Annotated in this window: 10 protein-coding genes and 1 pseudogene; all 11 read right to left on the bottom strand. The window is 72.2% G+C overall.

Annotated elements, in window-relative coordinates:
* Positions 1-2,090 (bottom strand): annotated as a pseudogene (locus tag ACFYWL_RS21500) (hypothetical protein); the annotation flags it as partial.
* Between the two features lie 2 nt (positions 2,091-2,092).
* Complete coding sequence (locus ACFYWL_RS21505) at positions 2,093-2,464, bottom strand: hypothetical protein (protein ID WP_386975317.1); 372 nt, start codon at positions 2,462-2,464, stop codon at positions 2,093-2,095.
* A gap of 203 nt (positions 2,465-2,667) precedes the next feature.
* Positions 2,668-2,955, bottom strand: a complete 288-nt coding sequence (locus ACFYWL_RS21510; RefSeq protein ID WP_178064866.1) for a WXG100 family type VII secretion target — start codon at positions 2,953-2,955, stop codon at positions 2,668-2,670.
* A gap of 69 nt (positions 2,956-3,024) precedes the next feature.
* Positions 3,025-3,342, bottom strand: coding sequence for a WXG100 family type VII secretion target (locus tag ACFYWL_RS21515; RefSeq protein WP_386975319.1), 318 nt, complete (start codon positions 3,340-3,342; stop codon positions 3,025-3,027).
* 117 nt (positions 3,343-3,459) lie between these two features.
* Positions 3,460-4,791 carry a type VII secretion protein EccB gene (gene eccB / locus ACFYWL_RS21520; protein ID WP_386975321.1) on the bottom strand — a complete coding sequence of 444 codons (1,332 nt, stop codon included), beginning with the start codon at positions 4,789-4,791 and terminating at the stop codon, positions 3,460-3,462.
* A 1-nt stretch (position 4,792) separates the two neighbouring features.
* Complete coding sequence (gene eccD / locus ACFYWL_RS21525) at positions 4,793-6,172, bottom strand: type VII secretion integral membrane protein EccD (protein WP_386975323.1); 1,380 nt, start codon at positions 6,170-6,172, stop codon at positions 4,793-4,795.
* Positions 6,173-6,417: 245 nt separating this feature from the next.
* The gene (locus tag ACFYWL_RS21530; protein WP_386975325.1) at positions 6,418-6,765 is read right to left on the bottom strand and encodes a WXG100 family type VII secretion target; all 348 of its coding nucleotides are present in this window, start codon (positions 6,763-6,765) and stop codon (positions 6,418-6,420) included.
* A 15-nt stretch (positions 6,766-6,780) separates the two neighbouring features.
* A complete protein-coding gene (locus ACFYWL_RS21535) occupies positions 6,781-8,769 on the bottom strand; it encodes a hypothetical protein (RefSeq protein WP_386975327.1) in 1,989 nt (662 codons plus the stop codon).
* Positions 8,766-12,740 carry a type VII secretion protein EccCa gene (gene eccCa, locus ACFYWL_RS21540; protein ID WP_386975329.1) on the bottom strand — a complete coding sequence of 1,325 codons (3,975 nt, stop codon included), beginning with the start codon at positions 12,738-12,740 and terminating at the stop codon, positions 8,766-8,768. Before eccCa ends, ACFYWL_RS21535 begins: the two co-directional genes overlap by 4 nt.
* Positions 12,741-12,945: 205 nt before the next feature.
* A complete protein-coding gene (locus tag ACFYWL_RS21545; RefSeq protein WP_386975331.1) occupies positions 12,946-13,950 on the bottom strand; it encodes a hypothetical protein in 1,005 nt (334 codons plus the stop codon).
* Positions 13,951-13,990: 40 nt separating this feature from the next.
* Complete coding sequence (locus ACFYWL_RS21550; protein ID WP_386975333.1) at positions 13,991-14,488, bottom strand: hypothetical protein; 498 nt, start codon at positions 14,486-14,488, stop codon at positions 13,991-13,993.
* Positions 14,489-14,507 lie beyond the last annotated feature (19 nt).

Genomic DNA, 14,507 nt, shown 5'->3' on the forward strand with positions numbered 1-14,507 from the left:
TGCCGCAACTGCGACGGCGTCAGGTCACCCAACGACTGCGGCCCCGACGGACTGCGGCTGAGCCCGAGGTTCTTGGTCGGCAGGTTGGTGCCCCCGCCGCCCCCGGTGAACGGGTTGCCCACACCGGCGCCACCGGTGAACGGATTCTCCGCGCCACCGCCGGCGGACGGCATGCCCGACTTGACCTTCAGGTCGGTGGGAAGGCCGCCGCCCGCGCCACCACCGAGCGGACCGCCCGCGCCACCACCGCCGAGTGCCCCGTCCAGGCCGCCGTTGGCGAACGGATTGCCCGCGCCACCACCGAGCGCATCGACCGAGTTGGGCATCATGCCGGCGGGAAGGTTGCCGCCCGCACCACCACCGAACGAACTGCCCGCGCCACCGCCGCCGAGTGCGCCGTCCAGGTCGCCATTGGCAAACGGGTTACCCGCGCCGCCACCGGCGGACGGCATGCCCGACTTGACCTTCAGGTCGGTGGGAAGGCCGCCGCCCGCGCCACCACCGAACGCGCCGACCGAGTTGGGCATCATGCCGGCGGGAAGGTTGCCGCCCGCACCACCACCAAACGGATTGCCCGCGCCACCGCCGGCAAAGGAGGCGCCCAAGCCATTGGCGAACGGATTGCCCGCGCCACCGCCGGCACCCGCATTGGGCACCAGGCTGGTGGGGAAGAAGGCGCCGGCGCCGCCGCCGTTGGCGAACGGGTTACCCACGCCGCCGCCGTTCGGGAACGGGTTGCCGAAGTTGGCTCCCACGTTCGCGAACGGGTTGCCCACGTTGGCGAAGGGGTTGCCCATGTTCGCGTACGGATTGCCCATGTTCGCGTACGGGTTACCCACGTTGGCAAAGGGGTTGCCCATGTTCGCGAACGGGTTGCCCCAGTTGGCGAAGGGGTTCCCCATGTTGCCGAACGGGTTGTTGGGGAAGCCGCCGTTGGGCATCCCCACGTCGTTGGGCATCGGGTTGGGCGGGACCGGCTTCGGGTCGGTGATGCTGAGCGGGTTGCGCGCCTCGGCGAACACCGACACCAACTTCTTCGCCGCGAGCACCGCCGGCGCGAAGGTCTTGAGGGCGTTGTCGGCCCACATCTGGCGCAGATGCTGGTCCAGCTTGTTCCACTCGGGGATGCTGAAGGCGTCGAACGAGTGGTACTTCACCCACCCGGGCGGCGTCCACATGACGGTGCCGGCGTCCGAGCCGCCGAACTTGGTGCCCTGGCGGTCGTATCCCGCCGTGTCTCCGGTGTCGGCGTACTGCTGACCCAGGTCCCAGGCGTTCGACTGGCCGTCGTGCAGGTCGCCGTACTGCAGCGTGCTCTCGTTGAACATGGTGGCGATGACCCGGTACGGGTGCTGCCAGGTGCCGGCCGGGTGGATCGAGGACCACTTCTCGAAGGTGTCGGCCACCGCCGTGATGAAGTCCCTCATGGCCTGCTCGACCTGGGACAGCGAGGTGTCCCAGGTCTTGAACTGGGGCAGGACGTCGGCGAGGTACTTGTTCGCCTCCTGCACCCGACGCCGCCAGGCCGATTCGGCGGAGCCCTTGAAGTCGGGGCTCTTGGCGTTCACCGACTTGACCTGATCGGTCAGCTCGCTCGAGATCCCCACCGCGTGGGTGGTCAGGTTGGCCAGGATCTCGCGCACCGACCCGATCGAGTCCGGGTCGAACGCCTTGTTCGGCCCGGCCACCTTCGGCAGGTCGGCGATCATCCGCTCCCACGCGTTGCCGAGCGAGACGACCGGGTTGCCGTCGGCGTTGGTCGAGTTTCCCGGGTCGGTGGAGTTGCCCTTCTGCCCCTGGGTGTCGTCCCGGCTGGTCACGCCCACCCACACCGTCACCCGGGTGATGTGCTTGGTGGCCCCGTTCTGCTTCCACCGGTAGAAGGTGACCGCGTCCTTGTTGTACTCCGGCATCCAGCTGCCGGTGTGTTTGAGCGTGCTTGTCTGGGTGATCAGCCAGTAACCGGGCCCCTTGATGGTCCGCGGTCGGAAGTTGTCGTTGATGGAAGCCTTTTCGCCGCCCTCTCCACCGCCGAGCACCAGCCCCAGAATGCTCGCCAGGGCATCCTCGAACGTCGCGGTGTTCGCCATGACTAACCCCCGGCTTTGGGCATGAAGTACTCGAACTGCTCGGCGCTCAGCGTGCTCGTCTGCTCGACGGCCTCGGAGTCGGCCAGCAGGAACTTGATGCCGTGCTCCAGGTTGTTGAGCTCGCTTCGCGCGCCCTTGAGCCGGTTGGCCAGGCCGGCCCGGACGACGTCGATCGCCCCCGTCAGCTCCTCCGCCTCGGTGAAGCCCTTGCCGCCGAGGCGCAGCTTGAACTGCTTGGTGATGTCGACTGTCGAATCCGGCAGGGAGCCGTACGGGTAGTTCTTGCCGTACATCAGATCGATCTCGTCGACCTGCTTGGTGTAGGTGCCGTGCAGCTTCCGCAGGTAGTTCTCGTTGATGACGATGTTCTTCATCGGGTGTTCCTCTCGGATGGAGACGGGCCAGCGGGACTCGGCTGCCCACGCCGGCCGGGGCCGGGGTCCCGACGAGTTCCTGGACGGTCGCGGGTCAGGCGCGCTGGTCCACCCGGTGGTGCGGCGGACCAGCGCGCCTGACCCGGTGTCGGCTCGGCGGGACTGCCGCCCCGGCCTCGTGCGAGGTCGGGTTCGGCGGGGTGCTAGCTGAAGATGGCCGCGCCCCGGTTGTCGCCGTGCTGGTAGTTGACGTTGATCTCCTGGAGGCGCTGCTGCCCCAGGGCCAGGGCCGCCCTCATCTCCTGCTGACCCTGGTTCCACAGCGCCTGGGCGGCCTTGTAGGCCTCCGGCGCCTGACCGTTGTTGGCCGCGGTGAACCTCGCCACCGATGCCTGGAGGTTCGCCAGCGACTGGTCGAGCTCGCGGGTCTCCCTCGCCATCTCGTCGGCGACGGCCTGAACCGCAGCGGGGTTAATGCTGTAGTTGGCCATTCTCGGCCTCCTTGTCGTTCGTCGGTCCGGGTTTCGTCGGCCCGGGTTTCACAGGTGCGGGCTGGGCGGTCAGCCGACGGCCCAGCCGCCGGCCCGCATCGCGCTGTCGTCTTCGGTCGTGGTGGTCAGCTGCGCGTACTGCTGCATGTTCTGGTTGAGCATGTCCAGGCCCTGCTGAACCTTCTGGAAGCCGTTCAGCCACTGCTGGACGGCCTGGAGGAACCGCGGCGCGGCCGAGTCGCTCTGCCACTGGGCGGACAGGTTGCTGCTGGCGGCCGTGACGGCCTGCTGGCTGTTCTTGGCCTCGGCCTGCGCCTGGCCGAACGCCATGACCATGCCCTTGATGGTCGCCTCGTCGGCGACAATTCCCTGCCGGTTGACTGGCATGACTCTCCTTGTCTTCTATCGGTCGTGTGGTGGCGATAGGTGGGACATGTGCTCCGGCCTGCCGCGTCCGTCCGAGGGGCGGGCCACGGCGGCGGGACGTGCGGGTACCCCGCGGCCTCACCTCCCTTCCGGGCGGACCAGCGCCGGCCCGGGGGGCAGCATGGCGACCAGTGGCTTGGGCATGACCACCGCCTGGTCGAGCGAGTAGCCCAGGGTGGTGACGTCGCCGCCCAGGATCGGGTAGGCGATCCCCCGCTCGTTGACCAGCAGGCCCTGCTGCCGCCACCGGTCCGTGTCGGCGTCGGCCGGGGGCATCAGCAGCGCTCCCCCGCCCGACGGCACCCGTACCGTCACGCTGGGCTTCCCGCCGCTGCCGCCCGTCGGCATGCCGGTCCCGCTGGCCAGGACGACCTTGGGTTTCTCGTCGGCCTGCCCCGCGTACTCCGCGCAGACCACGGCGTCCTCGGGCAGGGACGGCGGCGCCGGCGGGGTGGCCGGGAGCGTGGTCAGCGGCCGCACCGGGCTGCGCTGGCCGGCGGCGACCAGATCGGCAGCGGTGACGGCGGTCTCCTTGGCCGCGCCCGGCGTGGCCCGCTGCAACCGGTACTCGGTCTCGGTCAGCGGGGCCAGCCCGTCGGCGGTCATCAGGTAGTGGCCGACCTTGCCGTTGCCCATGTCCACGGCGAACATCTGGCCGATGGACGTCGGCCGGCCGGCCACCCTCGGGCCTGCGTCGCCGGCCCGAGCCACCTTCGGCGGGCCGACCGTGCCGCCCAGCGGGATCGACTCCAGCCAGGCGGTCGCCACCGGCACCGGAGCGAGCAGCCCCAGCCCCAGCACGTCGGCCATCCACGGCTGGGGAAGGAGCAGCCGTCGCCCGCCCCACAGCAGGTACGTCTTGCCGCCCGCGGTGACCGGCAGCGCCTGCCCGTCGCCGAGCGGGTCGGGGGCTGCCGGCACGTCGACGTCGAGCACGACCCGGCTGGTGTCCCGGCTACAGGCCCGCCACACACCCTGGTTGACCCGGTCGGCCGCGGGCAGCACCTGCGGCCCGGCCGGGGTGCCCACCGCCGGGCCCTGCGGCACCCTGGCGAGTTTGGCCGACGACACGGTGACCGGGGTGAGTCGACCGCCGGCCAGCAGGGTGGCCGTCGCCACGTCGTTGACCAGGCGCAGCCGGCCGTCGACCAACACGTACCGCGCCCCGGTCGAGGCGTCCACCACCAGCATCCGTGGCTGCTGCCAACTGGTCGAGCCCGACCCGGGTATGAGCGCCCAGATCGCGACCCCGCCCAGCAGCAGGACCCCGAGCACCAGACCGACGATCGTGCCGGTGCGGTCCCGGCGGGTCGGTGACTCGGCGGTCTCCGGCTCGGCCCGCACCAGCGCACCGGTCACCCGGGCCATCATGTACCGCTGGGCGTCCACCTGGTCACGGCGCGACGACATGTCAACCCACCCGCGCCCGGATCACGTCGATCAGGCCGGTGATGACCACGACGGTCGGCCCGAGGCCGGCCACCATCGCGGTGTGCGCCAGGTCGCCCATCCGGCCCCAGATCGGGTTGAACCGCCGGCCGACCGGGATCCGGGCGGCCACCCCGCACGCCACCGCCAGGAGCAGGCAGCAGCCGATCGCCAGTTGGGCGGCCAACGGACCCCGGTCCGTGGGTGCGGTCAGGCACCAGGCCGCCATGGCGACCAACGCCGGACCGGCCAGCGCCACCCGGTGCCAGACGCTCGTCATCGGGCGGGTCACCAGGATCTGGGCGGTGGCGGCCAGCCAGGCGGCCAGCGGTGCGGCCCGGCCGGGCGCGGTCGCCAGCCACACCATCGCGGCACCGGAGACCAGTCCGAGCGCCGCGTACAGGGCGGTCATGAACTGGTCGGCGACGGCGGCCCGGGTGAGCACCCCGGCGGCCGGTTCCGGGTCGATGTCCTTCTGCAGGTCCGCCGGTTCGACGGGCATCTCCGGCAGGGCGAACCCGGCGAGTTTGAAGGCGGCCGGCGGCACCGCCGGGCGCAGCGCCGTGGTGACGACGACCGTGACCGCGGCGATCGTGGTCCAGTCCAGCGTGGCCCTGCTGTGCAGCGCGAGCGCGGCGGCGACCAGCAGCCATGCCGCCAGCAGGCCGACGGCGATCGGCCGCCAGCCGGTGCGCGGGAAGACGAACGCGGCCACCAGCAACGCGGCGACGGTGCCGGCGGTGGCACCCAGGAGGATCAGCCGGGGCACGGGGGCGTCGCCGGCCGCGTCCAGCGCGGCGACCACGGCACCGACCACACTGGCGGCCCCCAGGATGCCGGCCGTGGCCCGGTCGGCCAACTTGCGCGCCACCGCGAAGCCCGCGACGAAGCACAGCACCGCCATCGCCGCGAGCAGCGCCGGGTTCCGGGACTCGGCCGGCCACATCCGTGCGGCGGCCAGGCAGGCGGCCAGCCAGGCGGCCAACAGCAGCAGGGCGGTGACGCGGGTGGTCTGCGGACGCCACAGCCCGGACCGCTTGCGGATGCCGGCCGAGACGCCGTCGACCAGGTCGTCGTAGGCCAGCGGCGGGATCTGGTCGGTACGTGGACGTACGTGCACGACCTCGCCGTCGACCAGGTCGAGATCGGCGACGGTGCGGGACTCGTCGAAGGCCGGTCCACCCAGCCGCTGCACGATCCAGCCGCTGTGCTCCAGACCACGATCGGCGAGGTCCGATCCCAGCGCGCTCAGCAGGGCCGGCATCATGTCGGCCAACGGAATGTGGGTGGGCAGACTCACGTCGACCTGGCTGGTCGGCCCGACCACCAGCAGTCGGCAGAGTTCCCCACGCTCGACGCTCATATCCCGAACACGTGCGCGCGGTCACGGGAGTTCACAGGTTTTTCGTCCGCACCGATTGCTACCTGCGGGCGGCGGGCAGCAGCCGGGCCGGGACCATGCAACAGCCCGGCAGCGTGCGTTTGCGGCAGCTCAGGACGCTGTCGGGAGCCAGGTCACGCCAGGTTCGCTGTCGAGGCCCACCAGGTGCGTGACACCTCGGGTCCTCCGCACGACCCGCCGCGCCCGGCAGCGCAGCGGATCATGGATCACCTGGCCGGTGCCGTCATCGCGCCACTGGCGCTGTCGTCCTCGGTCGTCGTGGTCAGTCGCGCGTACTGCTGCATGTTCAGGTTGAGCATGTCCAGGCCCTGCTGGACCTTCTGGAAGCCGGCCAGCCACTGCTGGACGGCCTGAAGGAACCGCGGCGCGGCCGTGTCGCTCGACCACGAGCGGGTCAGCGCCTCGGTTGCGGCCACGACGTTCGAGTGGCTGTCCCTGGCCTCGGTCTGGGCCTGAGCGAACGCCTTGACCATGCCGGTGATGGTCGCCTCGTCGGCGACGATCGAGTCCAGTTTGATGCCGGGCACGACGTATCCGGTCTTCGTCTCTGCCATGACTCTCCTTGCTTGTCATCCGGCTGCTGCCGCCGGAAGGTCCGTGATGTGGTCGCGCCCGTCGCGTCCGTCCGGTGGGGCGTGCCGCCGCGGCAGCAGCCGGGCCGGGACCGTGCGCTCGCCGAGGAACCAGTGCTCCCGGACGGCGGTGACCTCCGGTCCGGCTCCGCCGGCATCGCCGCAGTGGGCACCGGAACCGAACCAGGTGGCCGGTGACGCGGTGCGGTCCAGCAGCGCCTCCGCCTCGGGCGGCAGTACCACCACGTCGAGGGTCTGGTCCTGGTTGCGTCGCCGGTCGGTGACCGACGTGACCGGGCCGAGGTCGGTGCAGAGGTGCCCGAACGCGAGCAGCAACGCGGTCCACGCGGTGTCCGGTTCGGGCAGCCCACGCACCAGCGGAGCGACCGCGGTGAGACACAGGTCCCCGGAGCGCGACAGGTGCTGCCAGCGCAGCAGGTCCACGCAGGCGACCAGGGTCGGCAGCGGGTCCGCGTCGGGGCAGGCGACCGGCGGCTGGCCGTCGACCGGCGGCAGCCAGCTCAGCTCGCTGTGCCCGCGTACCGCCGGTGCCGGCTTGACCAGATCGGCCGCGCCGATGCCCAGCCGGGCCAACAGCCAGTGGTGCACCCGCCCGGTGCGCATCGCGGTGGCCGCCCAGGTCCAGGAGGCCGGTTCCCCCCGCCACCCCGACGCCCCCGCGACCGGCGGGTCGGACCCGGCTCGCGGGTCCGAGGCGGGCGGGTCCGGGTCGGCCGGCTCGGGGGCGTCGGCGGCGTACAGGTCGCGGGGGTCGCGCAGGTAGTTGTACCGCGCGCCCTCCAACCACAGCGCCAGCGCGGGATGCCCCGCCGGGGCCAGGATGACGTCGTTGAGGACGATCTCGTCGGTGAGCGCGTGCAGCGTGAACCCGTGCGTCGACGCGGCGACCCGGTCGAACAGGTCCGGCAACCGGGCCGGTCCGTCAGCCTCCGGCGGCCCGTCCCACCGGCCACGGAACAGCCGGTACCCGCCGCCCGGTGCGCCGTCGTCGCCCGGACCCTCCGGGCGGTCGGCCCGCTCGGCCGGCGAAGGCGCGGCGTCGGGAAGGAAGCGTAGGTCACCGTCGGCGTACAGGCCGCCGAACCGGTGCACCACCTCGACCCGCAGGTGGTCGCTGGCCGCGGCGAAGCCCTGCGGCAGCCTGCGGTTGAGCTCCAGGGCGTACGGGGTGTGCAGGGTCATCGGCGCGTGCGCGTGGAACAGCTCGGCCACGCTCACCAGGTGGATGCCGTGGGTGTCGGCCCAGGCCAGCAGGGCGCGCACCGGGGCCAGGGGATCGGGGCGGCCGGCCGGGGCGGGCGGGGTGGCGCGGGCCGCGTCGAAGCGGGCCCGCGGGACGTCCGTCCACAGCACGAAGTCGACCTGGCCGGCGTAGCTGTCGGCCGCCGCGCCGTAGTTGGCCCAGAAGCCGTTCGACTCCGGCAGCGGCCGGCCGAGCCAGATGCCGTGCACGACGTGCGGGATGGTGGTGGCGTCGGGCAGCGGCGGCGCGTGCTCCGGTTGGCCCCAGAGCCGGGCGGCGCCGTCGCGCCGGAACGTGCTGACCGGGCCCGCGTCGGCGGCCAGGGCCGCGGGCGTCAGGTCGGCGGCGCTCGGGGCCGGACGGGTCATGCTCACCCGCCGCAACAGCGGCGCGACCAGGTGCGGGGCGAGCCGGCGCACGTCGACGCCGGCGAGGAACTCCGGTGCCCGCGGCAGGAGGCGGGAGCCGAAGACGTCGCCGCCGATCCAGCGGCGCGCCAGGTTCTCCTCGGCCGCCCAGGTGTACAGGGCGGGGTAGGTCATCCGGCGCAGCCAGTCCAGCAGCCCGGTGTCACAGGGCCAGGCGGTCGGCGTCGCCGACGGCCCGGGCAGGCAGGCCAGGGCCCGCAGCCGCCGGGCCAGTTCCTCGGCCGACGCAGCCGGCCCGGCGGTGCGGGCCGGCGGGGTGGGCGTACGGCGCGGGCGGGTGGCGGCGCGGGTCATCGGCCGGCCTCGGTGGACACCTCCGGCGCGGGCGCCAGCGCCGTCTGGATCAGCCGGCTGCCGCGCCGGGTGCACAGCAGCGCCCGGCCCGGGGGCAGCGGACGCGGCTTGGTGTTGCCCAGCAGCGGGCCTTCCGTCGGCGGGCAGGACAGCGCCACGTCCGGAGTGTTCAGTTCCTGGATGCGCCGCAGCAGCGGGTCCATCGACAGGCGCATCGCTCCGGCCGCGGCCCGCGCGACGACCACGTGCAGGCCGATGTCGCCGCCCTGGGGCAGCAACGGGATCAGGTTGGCCAACGGGTTCTCGTGCCCGGCGAGCAGTTCGTAGTCGTCGACCAGGACGTACAGCGCGGGGCCGGACCACCAGTCGCGGGCACGTAGCTGCTCGGGGGTGATGTCGGGGCCGGGAACCCGCGGCCGGAGGCCGGCGAGCGCCTCGGCGGCGGTGTCCCGGGTGCTGTCCGGCGAGACCGAGTAGCCGAGCCGGTAGGCGGCCGGCACGTCGTCGAAGAGCTGCCGCCGGTAGTCGACGGCCATGATGCGCGCCTGGGCCGGGGTGTGGCTGGTGACGATCGCGTGGGCGATGAGGCGCAGCAGGTTCGTCTTGCCGCTCTCGGTGTCCCCCAGCACGGTCAGGTGCGGCATCGCCCGGAAGTCGTGCCACACCGGCGCGAGGTGGTCCTCGTCCACGCCGAGCGCGATGCGGGTTTCCTGCGGCGCCGGCAGCTCGGCCATCGGCAGCGAGGCCGGCAGCGTGCGCACGGCGGCGGCACGTTCCCCGGGCCAGCTGTCCGCCACCGCGGACACCAGGTGCTCGGTGGCCGCGGCGAGCCCCTCGGCCGACTGGACGCCGTCGATGCGCGGCAACGCGCCGAGGAAGTGCAGCTTGGCATCGGTCAGCCCGTGCCCCGGCCGGCGGGGCACCTGGGCCGCCGCACGCAGGTCGATTCCGGACTCCACCGGGTCGCCCAGGCGCAGTTCGAGGCGCGTTCCGACCTTGTCCCGCATCGACATGTGCAGCTCCGACCAGCGGCCCATGGAGATCATCACGTGGACCCCGTAGTTCAGGCCCCGGGCGGCGATGTCCCGGGCCATCTCCTCGGCCGGCTCGAACTCCTGGCGCAGCACGAACCAGCCGTCCACGACCAGGAACACGTCGCCGAACCGGTCCTCGGTGATGCGGCCGTCGGCCTGCGCCTGCAGGTAGGCGTCCCGGCCGTGGATGCCCAGCTCCGCGCAGCGGCGTTCCCGCTCGACGAGGATCGAGCGGACCTCGGCCACCGTGCGGCTCACCCGCTCCGGTTCGTGCCGGCCGGCGACCCCGCCGATGTGGGGCAGGCCGGCCAACCCGGCCAGCGAACCGCCGCCGAAGTCGAGGCAGTAGAACTGCACCTGCCGCGGCGAGTGGGTGAGGGCCAGCCCGCACACCAGCGACCGCAGCAGCGTGCTCTTGCCGCTCTGCGGGCCGCCGGCCACGCCCACGTGCCCGCCGACCCCGGCCAGGTCCACCACGAGCAGGTCACGCATCTGCTCGAACGGCTTGTCGATGAGACCGACCGGCACCTGAAGATATCCGTGCTGGCCGGCGTCGATGGGACGCAGCCCGTGCTCGGGGTCGGGCAACAGCGGCGGCAGCACGTCGTCCAGGGTGGGCGCTTCCTCCAGCGGCGCCATCCACACCTGGTGTGCCGGCGGACCCTGGTCGACCAGCCGGTCCACCAGCGCGCGCAGCACGGTGGTGCCGGTGTCGGCCGGCTCGTCCGGTGCCGGGTCCGACGGCGGGAGCGACGCCGCGACGGCGGGCGCGGCGGCTGCGGCGGTGAACGGGACCACCTGGCTGGCGATCACCTCGCGGCGCAGCCCGGTGCTGCGTACCCGGTGCGGGCCGGACACGTACGCGGCCTTGAACCGGGTGATGCTGGTGACGCTGGAACGCAGGTATCCGTTGCCCGGATCGCCCGGCAGTTCGTACGCGTCGGGCACGCCGATGACCGCCCGCGACTCCATCGCGGAGAACGTACGCAGCCCGATGCGGTACGACAGGTGGCCTTCGAGCTGGTGGATACGCCCGTCCTCCAGGCGCTGCGAGGCCAGCAGCAGGTGCACCGCCAGCGAGCGGCCGAGCCGACCGATCATCACGAACAGTTGGATGAACTCGGGGTTGGCCGCGATCAGCTCGCTGAACTCGTCCACCACCACGAACAGGGTGGGCAGCGGTTCGAGCTCGGCGCCCTGGGCACGGGCCTTCTCGTAGTCGCGCGCCGAGGTGAAGTTGCCGGCCCGGCGGAGCAGCTCCTGCCGGCGTACCAGTTCCCCCTGGAGGGTGGTCTGCATCCGGTCGACCAGCGCGGCCTCGTCGGCCAGGTTGGTGATGAGCGCGGAGACGTGCGGCAGCCGGTCCAGCCCGACGAAGGTGGCGCCGCCCTTGAAGTCCACCAGCACGAAGTTGAGGGTCTCCGAGGAGTGCGTGGCGGCCAGGGCCAGCACCAGGGTGCGCAGCAGCTCGCTCTTGCCCGACCCGGTGGCGCCGATGAGCATGCCGTGCGGCCCCATCCCGCCCTCGGCGGACTCCTTGATGTCCAGCTCGATCGGGGAGCCGTCGGCGGCCACCCCGATGGGCACCCTCAGCCGGTCGGCGGGCCTGCGGGCCTCCCACCGGGCGCGCGGATCGAAGGTGTCCAGGTCGGGAATGTCCAGCAGGTCGGGCAGGTCGAGGACGGCGCTGAGCCCGCTGGCCGGCTGCTCGCCGGTGACCTTGGTGGCGTGCCGGGCCATGATCCGGGCCAGCGCCCGCAGCCGGGGCACGTCCAGGTGGTCCGGCGCGGCGAGCCGGGTGCGCACCTCCCGGCCCACGTGGTCCTTCTCGATCATGTCCACGTCGGTGGCGGACACCTCCAGGTTGAGCACGTTGTCCCCGTCGGCGAGGCCACGGCCGTCGAAGTCGACGAGGACGGCGTTGCGGTACCCGGAGACGGTCAGCCGGGCGCCCGCCGGGATGACGCCGCCGTCGCAGACCACCACGACGAACGGTTCCTCGCGGGAGGGCTGGGCGTCGTCCTCGTACCGGGAGCGGGCCGCGAACTCCGCGCCCAGCAGCCGCTCCACCTCTTCGAGGGTGGCGCCGAGCAGCCGTACCGGCCCGGCCACGTCGACGTCGGTGGCGTGCTTGGCGTGCGGCAGCCACTTGGCCCACTCCCACTGCTCGGCCTGCTCGACGCCGATGCACAGGGCCAGCCGCAGCTCGTCCGGCGCGTGGAAGGTGACCAACTGGGCGAGCATGGCGCGCACCATGCCCCGCGCCACGTCCCGGTCGCCGCTGATCCGCACGTGCGCGAACCCAGGCAGGCACAGCGCGACGGGCTGGTCGGGCACCGTCGTGTAGGCCTTGATGAACCGACGCAGCGCCTTCGCGCACACCGGTTCCAGGTCCTCCACCGGCTTGGTGTCCAGCGGAGTGATCCGCACCGCGAGCCGCTGGGCGCCGGTGCCGACCCGGATCTCGCCGAAGTCCGGATGCGTCGGCCGGCGCTCCCACAGCCGGCTGGTCATCGCCAGCGACCACAGCGACTCCGGGTCGGGGTGCCGCCAGGCCAGCGCGTTCTGCTGCTCCGCGGCGTACTGGCGGACCCGCGCCCTGGTCTGGGACAGGTAGCGGAAGTAGTCGCGCCGGTCGCCGTTGATCTGCTGCTTGCGGTTGCCGTTGGCCATCGTCATCTGGAACACGGCCATGCCCAGGATGCCGCCGCCCATCATGACCAGCATGACCATGCCCATCGGGCCGTTGAGCGAGTTGCTCATCATCATGAACATGAACCCGCCGGTCATCAGCAGGCTCGGCAGGATCATCCCGAGCGAGCGGAATCCCGCGGGCTGAACCTCCGGAACGACCGGCGGCTCCTGGAGGGTGATCTCGCCGTGCGGCAGCTCGGGTCCGTTGCGGCGGGCCGGCCGCCGGAAAGGTCTGGTGCTCACATCCGTCACACGGCTGCGAGCCGGAAAGGGTTGACCGGTGCCCGGATTCGATACCTGTCCGCACCGGGGTCGCCGCTCGGCGCATTCCGCTCCGGCGGCCGGGCAGACGGGCAAGCGCACGCGCCCGGTCGCCGCGGGGCGTCCCCCGCGGCGACCGGGCGCACGGACCAGCCGCAGCCGCCGGCGACACACCGGCCGGCGGGCGCTACCCGACTGCGCGGGCGACGCGGATTCTGGCGTCGAGGCGGGGTCCGGCTTCGTAGAGCATGTACTGGACGCCGCCGTCGGTGCCGAATGTGGGGGCCGCGACGCGGCCGTTGTCCGACGCGATCGGCCGGTGGAACACTCCGAGGTGGACCTCGCGGTCGAAGTTGTTGCCGACCTCGGTGAGGTACATGTTGCCGCTGTTGCCGTGGTAGGCGAGGTATGCGGTGCCGTTGCGTTTCAGCAGGTGCGGCGCGGAGATGTCGGTGAGTCCGTCGCCGGAGGGTGAGACCAGCGGGTTCGGGTCGAACTGCCAGCCGCTCCAGCCGTTGGGCGACCAGCCCCAGAAGATCTTGCGAGCGCCGGGCCCGATGGTGTGCAGGCCCATGAACACCATCACGTAGCGGTTGTTCCTGCCGGCCACGGAGTGCTCGAAGACCCGCGCGTAGGAGGTTTCGGTCGTGTTGGGCACGAGCCTGGTGGAGAGGATGGGCGTCTCGTCGGTGAAGCGGACGCCGTCGGTGGAGCGGGCCACGCGGGTGGTGAAGTTCTCGCCGTGGAAATAGAGGTAGAACTGCCGGGTGGGCGCGTCCCAGACGACGTGGGGTGACGACACGTGGCTGACGACGGCCGCAGGAAGATATCGGTCGATGATGGGATTGTTGGGGTATTCGGTGTAGGGACCTTCGAGCCGGTTGGCGTAGGCGAGGCAGATTCCGCCGGGCGCGTCGTGGGGCGCGTAGTAGAGGTAGTAGCGGCCGAGGTAGCTGTCGAGCTTGTCGTAGACGCCACGCACGCAGGGGAAGATGAACTCGCCTGTGGGGTTGTAGCGCAGCGGGCCGGCGAAGGCGTCGCGCACGTACTGGTAGGTGGGGAACCCGGCGGGTGCGGCGAGCGCCGGTGAGGGCGCGGCGGTGAGCGCGCCGCCCGCCGCGGCGGCGACGCCGACGGCCGCGCCGCGCAGCAGGGCGCGCCGGGTGATGGGGCCTTCAGGGGTACGGGTCATCGCGGTCCCTCCGTCGAGTCTGCGTATGGCGTCTCAAAACTCACCACGGTCCTCTCCGCAGGGGAACTCCCGCCCCCTGGCCACCGTACGAACGCTGCCTCTCCTGCGGCGCCTCGAGACTGTCCACCGATGGGAGCATCAGCGCCGGGGGCAGCTCGTGCAGGTTGACGTCGACGGCGTAGGGCGAGCCGCCCACCTCCTCCTCCGGGGAACCCGCAGGCGCCGGGCGGGTCAGCAGCACCTTCAGGTCGTCGTGTTCACGGTCACCGCTCCAGAACACGTCCTTCGTCGCTATCAACCGCTGGAGCTCGTTGCCGTGCCGGACGATGGCGCCCGCTTCCACCGAGACGTTCGGCCGCCACACGCCGTCACCGCGGTCGTGTTCGAACCGAAGCGCCCAACGCCGCCCACTCGCTGACGCCGAGGTCCCGACGTCCAGGTTGAGCATCTTCTGCACGTCACCGGAGAACACGATCCGCTGCGCGAAGAGGGACTCCTTGCTCACCACCCTGATCCGCCAGGCACCCCGCATACTCACTGCCGGCATTCTCAAGCAC

The organism is Micromonospora sp. NPDC002575, from assembly GCF_042889525.1.
In the GTDB taxonomy this organism is placed as follows: domain Bacteria; phylum Actinomycetota; class Actinomycetes; order Mycobacteriales; family Micromonosporaceae; genus Micromonospora; species Micromonospora carbonacea.